At 68.1% G+C, this 18074-nt stretch carries 16 protein-coding genes; 7 read left to right on the top strand and 9 right to left on the bottom strand.

Going from position 1 to position 18074, the window contains the following annotated elements:
• Nucleotides 1-63: 63 nt before the first annotated feature.
• From M3149_RS19325 to M3149_RS19295, 7 genes are all read right to left on the bottom strand, one after another.
• The gene (locus M3149_RS19325) at nt 64-933 is read right to left on the bottom strand and encodes an ABC transporter ATP-binding protein (RefSeq protein WP_435370765.1); all 870 of its coding nucleotides are present in this window, start codon (nt 931-933) and stop codon (nt 64-66) included.
• Entirely contained in the window at nt 923-1786 is an 864-nt protein-coding gene (gene ntrB, locus M3149_RS19320; protein WP_251711096.1) for a nitrate ABC transporter permease, read from the bottom strand. The genes M3149_RS19325 and ntrB overlap by 11 nt, the downstream gene beginning before the upstream one ends.
• 88 nt (nt 1787-1874) lie before the next feature.
• On the bottom strand, nt 1875-3287 hold the full coding sequence (locus M3149_RS19315) for a CmpA/NrtA family ABC transporter substrate-binding protein (RefSeq protein WP_251711095.1): 1413 nt from the start codon (nt 3285-3287) through the stop codon (nt 1875-1877).
• Nucleotides 3288-3431: 144 nt separating this feature from the next.
• Nucleotides 3432-4124 (bottom strand): response regulator, encoded by a 693-nt coding sequence (locus tag M3149_RS19310; protein ID WP_251711094.1) that lies wholly within the window; start codon nt 4122-4124, stop codon nt 3432-3434.
• On the bottom strand, nt 4121-5320 hold the full coding sequence (locus M3149_RS19305) for a sensor histidine kinase (protein WP_251711093.1): 1200 nt from the start codon (nt 5318-5320) through the stop codon (nt 4121-4123). Before M3149_RS19305 ends, M3149_RS19310 begins: the two co-directional genes overlap by 4 nt.
• 55 nt (nt 5321-5375) lie before the next feature.
• Nucleotides 5376-6326: a TerC family protein gene (locus tag M3149_RS19300; RefSeq protein ID WP_251711092.1), complete on the bottom strand. Its 951-nt coding sequence runs from the start codon at nt 6324-6326 to the stop codon at nt 5376-5378.
• A 216-nt stretch (nt 6327-6542) separates the two neighbouring features.
• Nucleotides 6543-7583: a homocysteine S-methyltransferase family protein gene (locus M3149_RS19295; protein ID WP_251711091.1), complete on the bottom strand. Its 1041-nt coding sequence runs from the start codon at nt 7581-7583 to the stop codon at nt 6543-6545.
• A gap of 83 nt (nt 7584-7666) precedes the next feature.
• Between M3149_RS19295 and M3149_RS19290 the strand changes: the two genes are divergently transcribed.
• From M3149_RS19290 to M3149_RS19280, 3 genes are all read left to right on the top strand, one after another.
• On the top strand, nt 7667-8086 hold the full coding sequence (locus M3149_RS19290; protein WP_251711090.1) for a rhodanese-like domain-containing protein: 420 nt from the start codon (nt 7667-7669) through the stop codon (nt 8084-8086).
• Nucleotides 8083-9975 (top strand): DNA helicase RecQ, encoded by a 1893-nt coding sequence (gene recQ, locus M3149_RS19285; RefSeq protein ID WP_435370767.1) that lies wholly within the window; start codon nt 8083-8085, stop codon nt 9973-9975. The genes M3149_RS19290 and recQ overlap by 4 nt, the downstream gene beginning before the upstream one ends.
• A gap of 179 nt (nt 9976-10154) precedes the next feature.
• Nucleotides 10155-10499: a hypothetical protein gene (locus tag M3149_RS19280; protein WP_251711088.1), complete on the top strand. Its 345-nt coding sequence runs from the start codon at nt 10155-10157 to the stop codon at nt 10497-10499.
• A 61-nt stretch (nt 10500-10560) separates the two neighbouring features.
• On the opposite strand, the gene M3149_RS19275 is transcribed toward M3149_RS19280, so the two are convergent.
• Together M3149_RS19275 and M3149_RS19270 are read right to left on the bottom strand one after the other, a co-directional pair.
• On the bottom strand, nt 10561-11196 hold the full coding sequence (locus M3149_RS19275; protein WP_251711087.1) for a hypothetical protein: 636 nt from the start codon (nt 11194-11196) through the stop codon (nt 10561-10563).
• Between the two features lie 97 nt (nt 11197-11293).
• Entirely contained in the window at nt 11294-13567 is a 2274-nt protein-coding gene (locus tag M3149_RS19270; RefSeq protein ID WP_435370766.1) for an ATP-binding protein, read from the bottom strand.
• 277 nt (nt 13568-13844) lie between these two features.
• Here M3149_RS19270 and M3149_RS19265 point away from each other — a divergent pair, with 277 nt between their 5' ends.
• The 4 genes from M3149_RS19265 (at nt 13845) to M3149_RS19250 (ending at nt 17908) form a co-directional block, all read left to right on the top strand.
• A complete protein-coding gene (locus M3149_RS19265) occupies nt 13845-15044 on the top strand; it encodes a threonine ammonia-lyase (protein ID WP_251711085.1) in 1200 nt (399 codons plus the stop codon).
• Nucleotides 15045-15073: 29 nt separating this feature from the next.
• Nucleotides 15074-15484, top strand: a complete 411-nt coding sequence (locus M3149_RS19260; protein ID WP_251711084.1) for a PaaI family thioesterase — start codon at nt 15074-15076, stop codon at nt 15482-15484.
• 63 nt (nt 15485-15547) lie between these two features.
• The gene (locus tag M3149_RS19255) at nt 15548-15688 is read left to right on the top strand and encodes a hypothetical protein (protein WP_251711083.1); all 141 of its coding nucleotides are present in this window, start codon (nt 15548-15550) and stop codon (nt 15686-15688) included.
• A gap of 363 nt (nt 15689-16051) precedes the next feature.
• Nucleotides 16052-17908 carry a phosphoenolpyruvate carboxykinase (GTP) gene (locus M3149_RS19250; RefSeq protein WP_251711082.1) on the top strand — a complete coding sequence of 619 codons (1857 nt, stop codon included), beginning with the start codon at nt 16052-16054 and terminating at the stop codon, nt 17906-17908.
• The last annotated feature ends 166 nt before the right edge of the window (nt 17909-18074 follow it).

Here is an 18074-nt window from a genome sequence, read left to right as displayed (position 1 = left end):
CCGGCTTTGCCGGGCCTCAGGCGTCGCCCCCTCGAGGGGGACGCGCGAAGCGCGGCGGGGGTGTTAGTGCGCTCTTGCGCGGGTGACGAGAAAATCGACGATGTGGTTGCGCAGCGCGTAGTAGCCGTCCAGGTGGTGCAGCTGCGTGCGGGTGCGATCACGCGGCAGCGGGTTGACCACCACCTCGGCCAGGCCGCCAGGCTTGTAGGCGCCGTCGACCTCCGCGCCGTTGCTCATGAGCAGGATGCGGTCGGCCAGCAGGATGGCCTCGTCCACGTCGTGGGTGATCATGAACACCGTCTGCTGTGTCTGGCGCACGATGGCCATGAGCTCGTCCTGGATGGTGCCGCGCGTGAGCGCGTCCAGCGCGCCGAACGGCTCGTCGAGCAGCAGCATCTTGGGCTGGATGGCAAAGGCGCGCGCGATGCCCACACGCTGCTTCATGCCGCCTGAAAGCTGCGACGGCTTCTTGTCGATGGCGTGCGCGAGGCCGACCATGCCGACGTACTTCTCGACCTGCGCATCAACCTCGGCCCTCTTCCAGTCGGGCCAGCGCGACTTGACCGCAAAGGCGATGTTCTGGCGCACCGTGAGCCAGGGCATGAGCGCGTGGCCCTGGAACACCACGCCGCGCTCCAGGCTGGGGCCGGCGATCTCGCGGCCGTCCATGAACGCGTGGCCGGCGCTCGCCGTGTCCAGCCCCGCCAGCACGTTGAGGATGGTGGTCTTGCCGCAGCCGCTGTGGCCGATGATGCAGACGAATTCGCCCTTGGCGATGCCGAAGTCCACGTCGGCGAATACCGGCTTGTCGGCCTGGTAGGCCTTGGCAAGCCCTTGGACCTGCAGGAAATCGCGGGGGGTGGCACTCATGGGCGCTTCTTTCTTTGCCGGCGCCACCACAGGGGCGCCGTGTTGGCGGGAATCACTCCACATAGGTCACCGCCTTTTGCAGCTGCGCGAACATGAGGTCGAGCAACATGCCCACGACGCCGATCATCAGCACCGCGAAGATCACGTTGGTGAGCGAGAGGTTGTTCCACTCGTTCCACACGAAGTAGCCAATGCCGGTGCCGCCGACCAGCATCTCGGCCGCGACGATGACCAGCCAGGCGATGCCCATGCTGATGCGCATGCCCGTCAGGATGGTGGGCGCGGCCGCGGGCAGGATGACCTGGAAGGCCTTGCGCAGCGGGTTCACCTCCAGCGTGGCGGCCACGTTGAGCCAGTCGCGCTTGACCGAGGCCACGCCGAAGGCGGTGTTGATCAGCATCGGCCAGATCGAGCAGATGAAGATCACGAAGATGCCGCTGACGTTGCTGTCCTTGAGCGTGTAGAGGGCGAGCGGCATCCAGGCGAGCGGGCTGATGGGCTTCAACACCTGCACGAAGGGGTTGAAGGCCTTCTGCATCAGCGGCGACATGCCGATCAGGAAACCCAGCGGAATCGCCACCAGCATGGCCAGGAAAAAGCCCAGGCCCACGCGCGCCAGCGAGTGCGCGAGCTGGATGCCAATGCCCTTGTCGTTGGGGCCGTTGTCGTAGAAGGGATCGGCCAGGTGGCCCCAGCTCGCCTTGGCCACCTCCAGGGGTGGCGGAAAGCCGTCGCTCTTGGTGGCACCCGGGTCCTTGCCCATCATCTTCGCGTACTCGATCTCTTCGGCCGTCATGCCGGCCGAGGAGCCGCCCACGCTGGGCCCGGTGGTGCCGAGCTGCCAGGCGCCGATGAAGACGCACAGCAGCAGCAGCGACACCAGCGCAGCGCGCAAATTCAGGTTGAGTCGTTTCATGGGGCCTCCCGCCGGGCCGCCCCAAGGGAGGGCCGCGCCCCCTCGGGGGGCAGCGAATACACGAAGTGATGAGCGTGGGGGCACATATTCACGCCGTCTTCGCGATGGCGAAGCTCTTGAGGTATTCGGCCGGTTTCGCAGGGTCAAACACCTTGCCCATGATGGTGTGCTTCTCGTAGCCCGGCCCGGCCTTGAACTCCATGCCGAGGTCCTTCATGTGCTTGCGCGCGTCGGTGATGAGGAACACGCGTTCGGCGATCTGGTTGTAGTTCACGTCGCCCTTGATGTAGCCCCAGCGCTGCATTTGCGTGAGCATCCACACCGCCATGCTCTGCCACGGCATGGGGTCGAAATCGGCGCGCGCGGGCACGTTCTGCACCTTGCCCAGGCCGTCGGCGAAGCGGCCGGTGAGCACCTGCGCGATCACCGTCTCGGGCTGGTTCAGGTAGGCCTGCGGCGCGATCACCTTGGCGATGAGTTCGCGGTTCTTGGGCTGGCGCGCCATGGCCGCGGCCGTGAGCACCGAGCGGTACAGCGCCGCAAAGGTATTGGGGTTCTGGCGGATGAATTCGCTGCTGGTGCCGAAGGCGCAGCAGGGATGACCGTCCCACAGGTCCTTGGTGAGCACGTGGATGAAACCGATCTCGTCGAACACCGCGCGCTGGTTGAACGGATCGGGGCCGAGGAAGCCGTCGATGTTGCCGGCGCGCAGGTTGGCCACCATCTCGGGCGGCGGCACCACGCGAATCTGGATGTCGGTGTCGGGGTTGAGCCCGTGCTCGGCCACGTAGTAGCGCAGCAGGAAGTTGTGCATCGAGAACTCGAAGGGCACGGCGAACTTGAAGCCCTTCCACGTCTTGGGGTCGCGCTTGTCCTTGTGCTTGACGTGCAGCGTGATCGCCTGGCCGTTGGTGTTCTGGATGGTGGCCACGTTCATCGGCGTGGCGTTGGAGCCGACGCCGAGCGAGATCGCCAGCGGCATGGGCGACAGGAAGTGCGTGGCGTCGTACTCCTTATTGATCATCTTGTCGCGGATCAACGCCCAGCCCGCGGTCTTGATGACCTCGACGTTGAGGCCCTCGCGTTTGTAGAAGCCCAGCGGGTGGGCCATGATCAGCGGCGTGGCGCAGGTGATGGGGATGAAGCCGATCTTGAGATCGGTCTTCTCCAGCGCGCCCTTCTTCTCCTGCGCCATGGCCTGCAGACTGGCCACGGGCAGCACGCTGGCGATCGCCGCCATGGCCGTGCGCTTGCCCACCGCTTTCAAGAATGCGCGGCGCACCGGCTCCTGCGGGAACAGCGACTTGACCAGCGTGGCTTCGATGAAAGCGTTGCTGTAGGCCTCGAACTCGCTGCTTTCGCTGCGCTCGCGCAAGGTGGTGGCAGCGCGCGCGGCGGCAGCTTCTTCCGCCTGGTGCTCGGCCACCGTGTGGTCGCGCCCGCAGCTGCACTTGAGCATCAGGGGCCGGTCGGCGTTGTACGGGTCGAAGTAGTCGGACATGGCGCACCTCGTGAGTTGGAGATGCGACCCAAATTGCAAGCACCGGGCCAACAGCGACCGGATGTGCCACCGGCTGGCGATTTCATGGGCCCTGCTTCGACGCCGTGTAGGGCCCGCCCTACAAACGGGAGGTGGCGCCGGGCCTCAGGCCCCCGAACGATGCCTTTCGGCGTACAGCGCGAGCTCGACGTCGTTCTTGGCGCCGGTCTTTTCCAGGATGCGCGCGCGGTAGGTGCTCACCGTGTTGGGCGCCAGGTGCAGCTGTGCACCAATTTCGCTCACGGTGAGTCCCTGGGTCAGCAGGCGGTAGACCTGGTGCTCGCGGTGCGACAGCGCCTCGGGCCCGGCCTGCGCGTGGGCGCTGCCCACGGCGGCGGCCAAGGCCTCGGCCGTGGCCGGTGTGAGGTAGCGCCCACCGCCGGCGCACTTGCGCACCGCCAGCAACATGTCGTCCGGGTCGGCGCTCTTGTTGAGGTAGCCACAGGCACCCAGGCGGATGCAGCGCACCGCGTACTGCTTCTCGGGGTAGGTGCTGAGCATGAGCACCGGCAGGTGCGGGTGTTCCTTGCGCAGGCGCTGCAGCACGTCCAGGCCGTCGATGCCGGGCATGGCGACGTCAAGCAGCACGAGGTCGATGCCGTCGTGGCCGCCGAGGGCGCGCACCTGCGCCAGCACCTCGTCGCCGCGCTGGGCCTCTGCGACCACGGTGACGTCGGGCGCGTCGGCCAGGATCTGCTTGAGCCCCTCGCGCACGATGCGGTGGTCGTCCCCGATCAGCACGCGGATGGTGTCGGCCAGCATGTCAAAGCGGCTGGCCTCGCTGAATTGGCTGTTCATGTTGACTCCAGGGCCACGGTGAGTGCCATGTGCGTGCCGTGGCCCGGACTGCTTGCGATCCGGATATCGCCCCCGAAGTGCCGCGCGCGTTCGCGCATGCCCATCACGCCGTAGGCGTCGGCGGCCTCAAAGGCCTGCGGCAGGGCGCCGACGCCATCGTCGCGCACCGACAGGTGCAGCACGCCAGCCTGGTGACGGATGCACACCGCCAGCCGACGGGCATGCGCGTGGCGGCCGACGTTGGACAGCATCTCCTGAAAGATGCGGAAGACCGCCATCGCCAGGGGCTCGGGCGGCTCGGGTGCGCCCTCCACCGCCATGTCCCAGTCGAGCGCGAGCTCGGCGCTGGCCACGAACTCCTGGGCCTGCCATTCCAGCGCGGCCCACAGGCCCTGGTGGTCGAGGATGCTGGGGCGCAGGTCGGTGATGATGCGCCCGACATTGTCGACCGCGCTCTCGATCAGCCGGCTCATGTTCTGGCACTTGCAGCGCATGCGCTCGCGCATGCCTTCGGCCTCGTCAGGGCGGCGTTGCGCCTGCTCCGATAACCGCTTGTCCATCCAGTTCACGTCCATCTTGAGCGCCACCAGCAGGCTGCCCAACTCGTCGTGCACCTCGCGCGCGATGCGCGTGCGCTCCTCCTCGCGCACCGCCTCGCTGCGCGCGGCGAGTTCACGCACCTGGCGCAGCGCGGTCTCCAGGGCGTGGGTGCGTTCACGCACGCGCTGCTCCAGCTCGCTCTTGGCGGCGCGCAGCGCGTCGGCCGCGCGTCGGCGTTCCGTGATGTCGACGAAGGTGACCACGGCGCCGCGCACCTGACCCCCATCGACGATGGGGTGGCTGCTGTACTCCACCGGAAAGGCGCTGCCGTCACGGCGCCAGAACACCTCGGTGTCGATGCGGCAGGGCTCGCCGCGGCGAAAGGCGTTGAAGATCGGGCAGTCCTCGACCGGGTAGTGCGCACCATCGGCGTGCGAGTGGTGCGTGAGTTCGTGCATGTTGCAGCCCAGCAGCTCGGCCGGCTCATAGCCGATCATGCGCGCGCCGGCGTGGTTGATGAACACGCACAGGCCGTCGAGATCGACCCCGAACACGCCCTCGCCGGTGCTGGCCAGCAGCAGGCCCAGCGGGTCGCGCCAGGCCGCGGTGGACGGTGCCACCGCGGAGCTGACCAGTTGATCGATTGCCAGTTGCATGGCACCAACGTAAGCAACGCCTGTGCCAAGTTGGTGCGCGCGGAGCGTGGGGGGATCAGGTATTCGGTGCCGTCTTGGCGCTCCAGAACATGGTGATCGCCAGAATGCCCACCACCACGCCCAGCGACACGGCCACCGGGATTTTGAAGATGTCGATCAGCATCATCTTGGTGCCGATGAAGACCAGGATGACCGCCAGGCCGTAGTTGAGCAGGTGGAACTTGCTGGCCACCGCCTGCAGCAGGAAGAACATGGCGCGCAGGCCGAGGATGGCGAACACGTTGCTGGTGAGCACGATGAACGGGTCGCGCGTGATGGCGAAGATTGCGGGGATGGAGTCGACCGCGAAGATCACGTCGGTGACGCCGACCAGCGCAATGACCATGAGGAGCGGCGTGGCGATGCGCTTGCCGTTCTCGACGGTGAAGAACTTCTCACCGTCGTAGTGCTTGCTCACCGGCATCAGGCGGCGCAGCAGCTTGAGTGCGGGGTTGTCGTCCAGCGCGGGCTCCTTGCCCGCGGCCCACCACATCTTCACGCCGGTGAGCACCAGGAAGGCGCCGAAGACGTAGAGGATCCAGTGGAACTGCGACAGCAGCCAGCCGCCGATGAGGATCATTACCGTGCGCAGCACGATGGCGCCCAGAATGCCGATCATGAGCACCCGCTTCTGGTACTCGGGCGGCACCGCGAAGTAGGTGAAGATCATCAGAAAGACGAAGATGTTGTCGACCGCCAGGCTCTTCTCGATCAGGTAACCGGTGAGGAACTCGAGCGATTTCTCGTTGGCGATCGCGGTCGAGCCGGTGGTGTCTTTCACGGCCCACCAGAACAGGCCATTGAAGATGAAGCTCAGTGCAATCCAGATGAGCGACCAGTTGAGCGCTTCCTTGACGCCCACGGCCTGGGCGCCCTGCTTCTTGAGCACGACGAAATCGACGAACAGGGCGGCCACGACGAACGCGACAAAGACCAGCCACAGCCACAGTGGGGCGATGCTTTCCATGAAAGACCTCGGTTTGGTGTTGAACGAACACCCCAAGGTCTGGTCGCGACCACCCGGTGGGTGGCAGGACGTTCCCGGCGGCTTTTCGACCGCGAATTGACGAGAACGCCGCGCTGCCGATGCCTCGCTGTGCGCGGGGTGGCAGGCCGATTACTCCCCTTGAAGGGAAGCGGGATTGTCACCGGGCCGGGAATTTCCCCGGCCGGCGTCGGGTATTCAGGCCGCTTCGGCGTAGAACGCGGCGCGGTGGCGTGGTGCGAGCGGCCGCACCGCCTGGCCGATGGCGGCGATGTGGTCCGGCGTGGTGCCGCAGCAGCCGCCCACGATGTTGACCAGGCCTTCGGCCGCGAATTCGTGCAGCAGGCGGCTGGTGACTTCGGGCGTCTCGTCAAAACCGGTGTCACTCATCGGGTTGGGCAGGCCGGCGTTGGGGTAGCAGCTGATGAAGGTGTCGCCCGCCACCTTGGCCAGTTCCTGGATGTACGGACGCATGAGCGCCGCGCCCAGCGCGCAGTTCAGGCCCACGGCCAGCGGCTGCAGGTGGCGAACGCTGGCCCAGAAGGCGGCCACGGTCTGGCCGCTCAGGATGCGGCCCGACGCGTCGGTGACGGTGCCGCTGATGATGAGCGGCAGCCGCTCGCCCGTGGCCTCGAACACCTCGTCGATGGCGAACAGCGCGGCTTTGGCGTTGAGCGTGTCGAAGATGGTCTCGACCAGCAGCACGTCGGCGCCGCCTTCCATCAGCGCCTCCACCTGCTCGCGGTAGGCGGCTCTCAGTTCTTCGAACGTGACGTTGCGCGCACCGGCGTCGTTCACGTCGGGGCTGATGCTGGCGGTCTTGGGCGTGGGGCCGAGCGCGCCGGCCACGAAGCGCGGCTTGTCGGGCGTGGAGAACTTGTCGCAGGCGGCGCGCGCCAGCCGCGCCGAGGCCAGGTTCATCTCGCGCGCCAGGTGGGCCATCTCGTAGTCGGCCTGGGCGATGGTCGTGGCACCGAAGGTGTTGGTCTCGATCAGATCGGCACCCGCGGCGAGGTAGCCCTCGTGGATGTCGCGGATGACGTCGGGCCGCGTGAGGCTGAGCAGCTCGTTGTTGCCCTTGACGTCGCGGGGGAAGTCCTTGAAGCGCTCACCCCGGTACTGCGCCTCGTCGAGCCGGAAGCGCTGGATCATGGTGCCCATGGCACCGTCGAGGATGGCGATGCGTTGCTCGAGGATGCCCGGCAGGGCCTGGGCGCGGGTGTAGGGCTTCTTGTCCATCGGGGGATTGTATGAAGCGGCCCCCGGCCCCACCGCGCGGCCGGTCGGGGTATGGCCGACACCATCGCCGACAATACGCCCCCATGAAGCACCTGTCCCCCAAGGAAGCCTGGGCCTGGCTGCAGGCCGAAACCGAGCGCCGCGCCGCGCTGGGCCAGGAGCCGCCACTGTTCGTGGACGTGCGCATGGAGATCGAATCGCTGTACGTGGGCCGCCCGCCCGGCGTGGAGAACATTCCCTGGTACGAATACCCCGACCTCACGCCCGAGCCGGAACGCTTTGCGCAGGCGGTGGCCGCCGAGGCCGGCAGCAAGGAGCGCCCGGTGCTGCTGATCTGCCGCAGCGGCAAGCGCACGCTGGACGCCGGCAAGGCGTTGGAGGAAGCCGGCTTCACCGACGTGGCGCACGTGGTGCACGGCTTCGAGGGCGAGCTCAACGACCAGTTCAAACGCTCCACACTCAACGGCTGGCGCCACGACGGGCTGCCGTGGGAACAGATGTGATCGACGTCGCCGAGGGCAGCGAGACGCTGGAAGCCTGCGTCGCGGTGCTGCAGTCGGTCTTCGGCTACGAGGCCTTCCGCGGCCCGCAGGCGCAGATCGTCACGCACGTGAGCGACGGCGGCGACGCGCTCGTGCTCATGCCCACGGGCGGCGGCAAGTCGCTGTGCTACCAGGTGCCGGCCATCGTGCGCGAGCGCGCGGGGCATGGCGTGGCGGTGGTGGTCTCGCCGCTGATTGCGTTGATGCACGACCAGGTGGGCGCGCTCAGCGAGGCCGGTGTGAGCGCGGCCTATCTCAACAGCAGCCTCTCGCTGGAGGATGCGCAGCGCATCGAACAGCAATTGCGACGAGGCGAGCTGACCCTGCTGTACGTCGCGCCCGAGCGCTTGCTCACGCCGCGCTGCCAGGCCATGCTGGAGAGCCTGCACGCGCAGGGCCGGTTGTCGCTGTTCGCCATCGACGAGGCGCATTGCGTGAGCCAGTGGGGCCACGACTTCCGCCCGGAATACCGCGAGCTGGCCGTGCTGCCCGAGCGCTTTGCGGGTGTGCCGCGCATCGCGCTCACCGCCACGGCCGATGCACTCACGCGTGCCGACATCGTGGAGCGCCTGCAGCTGCAGGACGCGCGCACCTTCATCAGCAGCTTCGATCGGCCCAACATCCGCTACCTGCTGGTGGAGAAGAAGGACGCCACCCAGCAGCTGCTGCGCTTCATCCGCGACGAGCACATGGGCGCGCAGGGCCACGACGCGGGCGTGGTGTATTGCCAGTCGCGCCGTCGCGTGGAAGAGGTGGCCCAGGTGCTTCAGCAGGCCGGATTGAAGGCGCTGCCCTACCACGCCGGGCTCGACGCCGCCGTGCGCCAGCAGCACCAGGACCGCTTCCTGCGCGAGGAAGGGATGATCATGGTCGCCACGATTGCCTTCGGCATGGGCATCGACAAGCCCGACGTGCGCTTCGTGGCCCATCTGGACATGCCCAAGAACATCGAGGGCTACTACCAGGAGACCGGCCGTGCCGGCCGCGACGGCGAACCCGCCAACGCCTGGATGGCCTACGGCCTGCAGGACGTGGTGAACCAGCGCCGCATGATCGACGACAGCCCGGCGCCGGACGAATTCAAGCAAGTGCTGCGCGGCAAGCTCGATGCGCTGCTGGCCCTGGCCGAAGCCTCGGACTGCCGCCGCGTGCGGCTCTTGCGCTACTTTGGCGAAGACAGCGCGCCCTGCGGCAACTGCGACAACTGCCTCAACCCGCCCGAGCTGTTCGACGCCACCGAGGCCGCGCGCAAGCTGCTGTCGTGCATCTACCGCGTGCAGCAGGCCAGCGGCCACGGCTATGGCGCTGGCCACATCATGGACATCCTGCGCGGCAAGTCGACCGAGAAGGTCCTGGCCAACGGGCACGAGCGGCTCAGCACCTTCGGCATCGGTGCCGACTGGAGCGAGACCCAATGGCGCGCGCTGCTGCGCCAGCTCATCGCGATCGAGGCGGTGCGCGTGGACGACGCGCCCTACAACACCCTGCACCTGGCCGACGGCGCGCGTGCCGTGCTCAAGGGCGAGGCCGAAGTGCGGCTTCGCCTGCTGGCGGAGCGAGCGCCCACACGTTCACGCAGCGCGCGCGCCCGCCCGCCGGTGGGCGACGACGGCGCGCCGCTCTCGCTGGCCGAGCGCGACTGCCTGGACGCGCTCAAGGCCTGGCGCGCCCAGGTCGCCAAGGAACACAACCTGCCGGCCTACGTGATCTTTCACGACGCCACGCTGCGCGCCATTGCCCAGCGCCGCCCCACCGACGTGGCCGATCTGGACGGGATCAGCGGCATCGGCGAGAAAAAACGCGCCGCCTACGGCGAGGCGGTGCTCGCGGTGGTGAGTGCTTTTCGCTAAGCACTCAAGTCTGCAGGCCCCGCGCCGAAAACCTCCGTGTGACACGCCCGACCGCCCGTCGGCCACCGCCCGTCGCGCGTGTCATGCCGCTCAAGCCGGCGGGTCACCGTGCCGATGTTTCCTGCAGAGGGGCTGAAAGGCCCCACCGGAAACGAACCCCAGATTGCACGGAGCGCGGCATGTTTTTCAAGCTGCCCTGGCTGGCCAAGCGCAAGACGCCCAGCTACCACGACACCCAGGTCCTCGAACTCGACTACGTGGTCGACGAATTCCACGCGGCCATGGCCGACATCCAGGACCCGCTGCGCACGCGCCTGCATGCCGCGCTGATGAACTGCCGCACGCCGCGCGACCTGTGGTTCCTGCGCGGCAAGCTGTTCAACCTGATCTCCAAGCACCACCACGAGGGCGAGGCCAACCGCCGCGTGGGCCGGCTCGACGCCAAGCTGCGCTTCTTCGTCGACAACCACCCCGACTACGACGCCGACGATCTGCCGAGCAAGCCGATGGCGCTGGTGCACTGAACCCCCTGCCGACCGACACGTCGGTACGCCACAAGGCCACCCCCGGGTGGCCTTTGTCGTTTCAGGGGGTGGTCGCCAGGCGGGCCCAGTCGCCGGCCTGCAGGCGCGCGATCACGGTCCAGTGGTCGGTTTGCGGCCTGATCACGACCGCCTCGCCCTGGTTCAGATGCGGCGGGCCGGCGATGGCGCGAAACGGGCTGCCGTGGCCCACGATCCACCGGTTCTGGCCGGGCGCCACCGGGCGCGCGAGCAGGCGCTTGAGGCCCATCGTCTCGCCGTTGGGGGCGCGCACCGCCACCGTCGGCTCGACCGGCCCCAGCATGCGCGTGGCGTGGTCCATGGTTCGGCAGTAGGGGCTGGCCAGGGCTTCACCCAGGGGAATGCCAAGCCGGCGGATCTGCTCGCCGATCGCGGCGGCATCGGCTCGGCCCTGGCTGGAGAGCAGGCGCTGGTTGTCGCAATCGTCCATGCTGCGCATCCCGGCGTCGGTGCGCGAGAAGTCGGTGTCGGTGTGGCGGAAGTAGATGACCAGCCCGCCGGCGCGCAAGGCCTGCAACAGCTGCGCGCCTTGCAAGGCGTCGGCAGGCGCGGGGGATGACTGCGCCGTGTCGGGGATGGCGGGTTGGGCCGACAGGGGCGCTGCAAGCAGCAGGGCCAGACTCCAGGCCACCAGCGGCGCAAGAAAGCGGCGGTTCATGGTGCGGCGGTTGACGGAACAGGCCAATATGGGCCCGCGCGCTGGAGTGCGCCGGGCGCGCGCAAGTTCCGCGCGGCGGCCGCGGCGCGGTGCCGCTTCAGTGCACGAAGCCGATGCCGCGGGCTTCGCGCACTTCGGGCTTGATGCGGTGTTCGGCTTCGAGCTGGTCAAGGAACTCGAGCGGGTCCATCGCGGCGCCCAGGATGTCGGCCTGGCGCTTGACCGCGGCGAAGTCGCCCGGGCAGAGCTGGTCCATGGCGGCCAGGCGTTTCGCGCTCGCGCCCTCCAGCCGCGTCGCATCGCCGCCCAGTGCCTCCACCACGAACATGGTCTCGCGCTGCTCCCGTGTGAGCGGCTTGAAGCGGATCTTGAAGGTGAAGCGGCGCAGGGCCGCCTGGTCGATGCTGTCCATCAGGTTGGTGGTGCAGACGAAGATGCCGGCGAAGCGCTCCATGCCCTGCAGCATTTCGTTGACCTCCGTCACCTCGTAGGTGCGCTGCGCGCCGCGGCGGTCCTGCAGGAAGCTGTCGGCTTCGTCGAGCAGCAGCACCGCGCGCTCGGCCTCGGCCTCGCGAAACATCGCTGCCATCTGCTGCTCGGTCTCCCCGACGAACTTGCTCACCAGGTCGCTCGCGCGGCGGATCATGAGCGGGCGGCCCAGCTGCTGCGCCAGGTGCTCGGCGAGGGCCGTCTTGCCGGTGCCGGGCGCGCCGTGGAAGCACAGGCAACCGTGGCCGCGCGCCTTGAGCGCGTCGATGATGCGCGGGATCGGGTGGCGCGATTCGACGTTGAGCATCGCCAGGCTGTACTGCGTGACGCTGGGGCGCTGCAGGGCGTCGGGCGCGCGACCGAGTGCGCGGTCGGCGTGGCGCAACTGACGCTCGATCAGATCGTCGAGCAGCGCCGGTGGCGCCGCCGCAGCTGCCTTGGCGGCTTTGCGACCAGGCGCGCGCACCGGCGCCACCGCCAGCTGCGCGAAGCGCACCGCGGTGCGGATCTGCGCCGGCGTGAGGCCCTTGCGTTCGGTCAGGCGGCCGATCAGGGCCTCGCTCACGGCCACGCCATCGAGCGTCTTGCGCACCAGTTGTTCACGCGCGCCGGGCGGCGGGCTCTTGAGCTCGAGGTGGTAGGCAAAGCGGCGCCGGAACGCCGGGTCGATCTGCTCGATGCGGTTGGTGATCCAGATCGTGGGCACGGCGTTCGATTCGAGCACCTGGTTGACCCAGGCCTTGCCGCTCACCGAGTGGCTGTGCGGCGCCGGCACCTGCTCGGCGCGCGCCATGAACTGCGCGGCCTCGCTGGAGATCGGCGGGAACACGTCCTCCACCTCGTCGAAGAGCAGGGCCGACTGCGCCGTGCCCTTGAGGAACACCTGCGCGATCTGCAGAGAGCGGTAGCGGTCGCGCCCGGAGAGCGCGTTGCCGTCGCGGTCGGCGTATTCCACCTCGAACAGGGCGAGCCCCGCAGCCTGCGCCACCACGCGCGCCAGTTCCGTCTTGCCGGTGCCGGGCGGGCCGTAGAGCAGCACGTTCACGCCAGCTTCCTTGCGCGCCACGGCCTCGCGCAGCAGGCCGCTGAGCAGGCGCACGTCGTCGGACACGTAGTCGAAATCGGCCGGCACGAGCGCGGACTTCGCGGCCGGGCGTGTGAACACCGCCATGAGCTCGCTTTGCGAGCGGTACTCGCGCATCAGCACGGGCGGCAGCTTCTCGCTGACCTTCATCAGGTCGGCCAGATCGGTGATGTTGTGTTCGGAGATCAGGTTCTCCACCATGCCGATGCGCTCCAGGCGCGAGCCGGCACGCAGCGCCTCGCCCACCTCGCTGGCCTTGACACCCGCCACGTCGGCGATGGCCGCGTAGGCCTCGGGCGCGTTGTTCACCTTGAACTCGACCAGGATGGAGCGCAGGTCGCGCTGGTAGCGCGCCAGCGTGCCATAGAGCAGGAGCGCGCGTTCGGCGCGGTTGAGCTGCAGCAACTCGGCCAGCGCGTCGATGTTCTTTTCCACCAGCGTGCTCTGTTTCTTGAGTGCCTGGCTCAACCATTCGCCGGTGACGGCCAGCACCGAGAGCAGGTCCTTGGGGGCCTCCTTGGCGTACTCGTCAAGGTAGAAGAACAGCGTGCCCTCTTCGTACGGGCCGCGCCAGACGCCGTAGCGGTCCATGAACGCTCCCGGCGCCAGTTTGTCGTGGCCGGCCCAGAGCTCGTTGTCCTTGCAGCGGCGCTGCAGGAACTCGCGCAGGCGCTGCAACACGGTGTGCGGCCACACGAGGTGACGGCCGGCGAGCGAAAGCAGGGTGTTGAGATCGCGCCGCACGTTGAAGCGCGGGCCCTGGCGCGCCGCCAGCGTGAGCACGAAGTGCGAGCACATGAGGTCGAGCACCGGCGCCTGACGCAGGCCGTGCGGCACGTGCAGACGGCCCTCGCCCGCGCCGACGGCGCGCGCCTCGGGCGTGCGGGCCATGGGGCTCGGTGACGAAAGCCGTTTGTTCATGTGCAGACCTCCAGGAGAACCCTGCAGCGCAGCGGGGCGCAACGCTGTCAAGGCCCCTGTGCGGAGCACCATAACGCAGCTTGATGCGCGATGGAAGTGCGTGATGACGGGCGTTCTCGGGCTTTTTCCACGAACGGCAGGCCACAATCGCGCCATGCTCCAGATCGACGACATCCGTGCCGCCGCCGCCCGCCTGAACGGCCACGTCCTGCGCACCCCGTGCGTGGAGTCGCGCACGCTCTCGCAGCTCACCGGCTGCCAGGTATTCCTCAAGTTCGAGAACCTGCAGTACACCGCCTCCTTCAAGGAGCGCGGGGCCTGCAACAAACTTTCGCAGCTCACGCCCGAAGAGCGCGCGCGTGGGGTGGTCGCCATGAGCGCAGGCAACCATGCGCAGGGTGTGGCGTACCACGCGCAACGCCTGGGCTTGCGCGCGGTGATCGTGATGCCGCGCTTCACGCCCGGCGTGAAGGTGGAGCGCACGCGGGGCTTCGGCGCCGAGGTGGTGCTGCACGGCGACACGCTGGACGAAGCCCGGGCTCATGCGCGCGCGCTGGCCGCGCAACAGGGCCTGGTATTCGTGCACCCGTACGACGACGAGGCCATCGTTGCCGGCCAGGGCACGGTCGCGCTGGAGATGCTGGCCGACGTTCCCGACCTCGACACGCTGGTGGTCGCGGTGGGCGGTGGCGGGCTGATCGCCGGTATGGCCACCGCCGCCAAGGCACTCAAGCCGGGCATCGAGGTGATCGGCGTGCAGACCGAGCGCTTCCCGGCCATGGTGAACGCCATCAAGGGCACGCACCTTCCGCAAGGCAGCAGCACGATTGCCGAAGGCATCGCCGTGGGCACGCCGGGCGAGGTGAACCTGCCGATCGTGCGCGAGCGCGTGGACGACCTGCTGCTGGTCGACGAGGGCGACATCGAGCAGGCGATCGTGATGCTGCTGGAAATCGAGAAGACGCTGGTGGAAGGTGCCGGCGCGGCCGGCCTCGCCGCGCTGCTCAAGCACCCGAAGCGCTTTGCCGGCCGCCGCGTGGGCCTGGTGCTGTGCGGCGGCAACATCGACCCGATGCTGCTCGCCTCCATCATCGAGCGCGGCATGGTGCGCGCCGGACGGCTGGCGCGCATCGCCGTCAACGCACGCGACGTGCCGGGCAACCTGGCCCGAATCACGGCCCTCGTGGCCGAGGCCGGCGCCAACATCGACGAGGTGCACCACCAGCGCGCCTTCACGCTGCTGGCGGCGCAGAACGTGGAGATCGAGCTCGTGCTGCAGACCCGCGGTCACGCCCACGTGCAACAAGTGATCGACGTGCTCAATGCCGCGGGCTTCGGCGCCCACGCGCAATGATCCATTCCCCACCGCAACCCGAACGCCCCATGGACGACACCACCCGCGCCCTGCAAGCCGCCCTGCCCGAGTACTTCGCCCCCTGGGTCCAGGCCCTGGGGCTGGCGGTCGAGAGCCACGATGAAGGCCGCGTGACGCTGCGCCTGCCGCAATCCGACCAGCTCAGCCGCGTCGGCGGCATGCTGTGCGGCCAGGCCATGATGGCCGCGGCCGACACCGCCATGGTGCTGGCGCTGATCCGCCACTTCGGCGCCTTTCGCCCCTGCACCACGGTGCAGATGAACACCAGTTTCCTCAAGCCGCTGTCGGGCCAGGATGCGCTGGTCGAGGCACGCGTGATCCGCGCCGGCAAGAGTCTGGCGTTCGGCGAGATCGACATCCGCGGCGCGCAGGACGGCAAGAGCGCCTGCCGCGCCACCACCACCTACGCTTTGCTGTGAGCGGCCCGCCGCGGCAGATCGCCTAAAATCCCGGGTTTTCGACGTCACCGCACTGGAGCACCCATGGCCCACCACGAGCACCACACCCCCGAGCAGACCGACGACGTGGTCGAGTCCATCGTTCCGCTGATGCCCATCGTGCTGCCCGTCGCCGGTGGTGTGCTGATGTTCCTGCTGGCGTTCATCGCCGTGTTCATGGCCTGACGCCAAGCGCGCCCCGACACCGGCCGAAGCGCCCGAGAGGGCCTTCGGCTTTTTCATGCGCACTTTTGTATGCATGCCAACGGTTTAGCGCGCGTCAACTGCATCACGTCATGCGGGTTTTGCATGTAACGCCGATGTAACCCGGAACCCCCTTCCCTAAAATCGCATCCATGGCCGATACGCGCCGTCGAGGGCGGATTCACCGATCCCCTGGCGGACCCCCGAGCTGTGTGCCCACCGCCCCGCAGCTGCGCGCCGACCGACCCGAATTTGCCGCCTGAGACACCCCCCCTGATGACAGCCGCTTCTGCGGCTGTTGGTGTCTTGGGCCGCCGCCGGTTTTCAACCTCTGGAGTCCGTCCGATGAACTCACCCGTGATGCAGGGCCTCACCCTCAACACACCCGCTTACGTCAAGCACGCGCGCCTGATCGCCTGGGTGGCCGACATGGCCGCCCTGTGCAAGCCCGACCAGATCGTCTGGTGCGACGGCAGCGACGCCGAGTACGACCGTCTGTGCCAGCAGCTGGTGGACGCCGGCACCTTCAAGCGCCTGAACCCGGCCAAGCGCGCCAACAGCTACCTCGCCTGCTCCGACCCGTCGGACGTGGCGCGTGTCGAAGATCGCACCTTCATCTGCAGCGAGCGCCAGGAAGACGCCGGCCCGACCAACAACTGGAAAGCCCCGGCCGAGATGCGTGCCACGCTGCAGCCATTGTTCGACGGCTGCATGCGCGGGCGCACCATGTACGTGGTGCCGTTCAGCATGGGCCCGCTGGGCAGCCCGATCGCCCACATCGGCGTGGAGCTGTCCGACAGCGCGTACGTCGCCGTGAACATGAAGCTCATGACGCGCATGGGCAAGGCCGTGTTCGACGTGCTCGGCACCGACGGCGACTTCGTGCCCTGCGTGCACACCGTGGGCGCCCCGCTGCAGGCCGGCGAAACCGACAAGACGCCCTGGCCCTGCAACCCCACGCTCAAGTACATCGTTCACTACCCCGAGACGCGCGAGATCTGGAGCTACGGCTCGGGCTACGGCGGCAACGCGCTGCTGGGCAAAAAATGCTTCGCCCTGCGCATCGCGAGCAACATGGGCCGCGACCAGGGCTGGCTGGCCGAGCACATGCTCATCCTGGGCGTGACCAGCCCCGAGGGCAAGAAGTACCACGTGGCCGCGGCCTTCCCCAGCGCCTGCGGCAAGACCAACTTCGCCATGCTGATCCCGCCCAAGGGCTTCGAGGGCTGGAAGGTCACCACCATCGGTGACGACATCGCCTGGATCAAGCCCGGTGCCGACGGTCGCCTGTACGCCATCAACCCCGAAGCAGGTTACTTCGGCGTCGCCCCGGGCACCAACACGGCCACCAACCCCAACTGCATGGCCAGCCTCAACCGCGACGTGATCTTCACCAACGTGGCCCTCACCGATGACGGCGACGTGTGGTGGGAAGGCATGGGCGAGGCGCCTGCGCACGCCATCGACTGGCAGGGCAAGGACTGGACGCCGCAGATCGCGAAGGAAACCGGCGCCAAGGCTGCCCACCCCAACGCACGCTTCACCGTGGCCGCCACCAACAACCCCGCGTTGGACGCCGCCTGGGACGACCCGAAGGGCGTGGCGATCGACGCTTTCATCTTCGGCGGCCGCCGCAGCACCACCGTGCCGCTGGTGACCGAGGCGCGCGACTGGACCGAGGGCGTCTACATGGCCGCCACCATGGGGTCGGAAACCACCGCCGCCGCCTTCGGCGCGCAGGGGGTGGTGCGCCGCGATCCGTTCGCCATGCTGCCCTTCACCGGCTACAACATGAGCGACTATTTCCAGCACTGGCTGAACCTCGGCGCCAAGCTGCAGGCCAGCGGCGCGAAGCTGCCCGGCATCTTCTGCGTCAACTGGTTCCGCAAGGACGAGAACGGCAAGTTCGTGTGGCCGGGTTTCGGCGAGAACATGCGCGTGCTCAAGTGGATGATCGACCGCATCGAAGGCCGCGGCCAGGGCGTGGAGCACGCCTTCGGCACCAGCCCGCGCTACGAGGACATCCACTGGAGCGGGCTCGACTTCTCGCGCGAGCAGTACGCCACCGTCACGGCGATCGACAAGGCCGCGTGGACGCAGGAGCTGCAGCTGCACGCCGAGCTGTTCCAGCAGCTGGCCTACCACCTGCCGCGCGAGCTGCAGGACACCAAGGCCCGCATCGAGCAACGCCTGGCGGCCTGAACGGCCGACCCGGACACAAAAAAGCCCCGCGATTGCTCGCCTAGCCGTTCGACTAAGGAGTTGACGGTCTAGGCCTTCAGCCAGGTTGATTCAAAGCCCCGTCCTGCTCTTGCAGGGCGGGGCTTTCTTCTTTCTGGGGGACCACCTGGGCGCGGGGCTGGAAGTA

It is taken from the genome of Hydrogenophaga intermedia, assembly GCF_023715105.1.
GTDB classification, from domain to species: Bacteria; Pseudomonadota; Gammaproteobacteria; order Burkholderiales; family Burkholderiaceae_C; genus Hydrogenophaga; species Hydrogenophaga intermedia_A.
The sequence above is the reverse complement of the archived record's forward strand: the minus strand, read 5'-3'. Positions and strand labels throughout refer to the sequence as shown.

Excerpts from the sequence above, each read along its gene's own strand:
- M3149_RS19260 (WP_251711084.1), top strand. The coding sequence starts at position 15,074 with ATGGACGACACCACCCGCGCCCTGCAAGCCGCCCTGCCCGAGTACTTC.
- M3149_RS19250 (WP_251711082.1), top strand. The coding sequence starts at position 16,052 with ATGAACTCACCCGTGATGCAGGGCCTCACCCTCAACACACCCGCTTAC.
- M3149_RS19305 (WP_251711093.1), bottom strand. The coding sequence starts at position 5,320 with ATGCAACTGGCAATCGATCAACTGGTCAGCTCCGCGGTGGCACCGTCC.
- M3149_RS19310 (WP_251711094.1), bottom strand. The coding sequence starts at position 4,124 with ATGAACAGCCAATTCAGCGAGGCCAGCCGCTTTGACATGCTGGCCGAC.
- M3149_RS19265 (WP_251711085.1), top strand. The coding sequence starts at position 13,845 with ATGCTCCAGATCGACGACATCCGTGCCGCCGCCGCCCGCCTGAACGGC.
- ntrB (WP_251711096.1), bottom strand. The coding sequence starts at position 1,786 with ATGAAACGACTCAACCTGAATTTGCGCGCTGCGCTGGTGTCGCTGCTG.
- M3149_RS19275 (WP_251711087.1), bottom strand. The coding sequence starts at position 11,196 with ATGAACCGCCGCTTTCTTGCGCCGCTGGTGGCCTGGAGTCTGGCCCTG.
- M3149_RS19295 (WP_251711091.1), bottom strand. The coding sequence starts at position 7,583 with ATGGACAAGAAGCCCTACACCCGCGCCCAGGCCCTGCCGGGCATCCTC.
- M3149_RS19325 (WP_435370765.1), bottom strand. The coding sequence starts at position 933 with ATGTGGAGTGATTCCCGCCAACACGGCGCCCCTGTGGTGGCGCCGGCA.
- M3149_RS19315 (WP_251711095.1), bottom strand. The coding sequence starts at position 3,287 with ATGTCCGACTACTTCGACCCGTACAACGCCGACCGGCCCCTGATGCTC.
- M3149_RS19280 (WP_251711088.1), top strand. The coding sequence starts at position 10,155 with ATGTTTTTCAAGCTGCCCTGGCTGGCCAAGCGCAAGACGCCCAGCTAC.
- M3149_RS19290 (WP_251711090.1), top strand. The coding sequence starts at position 7,667 with ATGAAGCACCTGTCCCCCAAGGAAGCCTGGGCCTGGCTGCAGGCCGAA.
- M3149_RS19255 (WP_251711083.1), top strand. The coding sequence starts at position 15,548 with ATGGCCCACCACGAGCACCACACCCCCGAGCAGACCGACGACGTGGTC.
- M3149_RS19300 (WP_251711092.1), bottom strand. The coding sequence starts at position 6,326 with ATGGAAAGCATCGCCCCACTGTGGCTGTGGCTGGTCTTTGTCGCGTTC.
- M3149_RS19270 (WP_435370766.1), bottom strand. The coding sequence starts at position 13,567 with ATGTGCTCGCACTTCGTGCTCACGCTGGCGGCGCGCCAGGGCCCGCGC.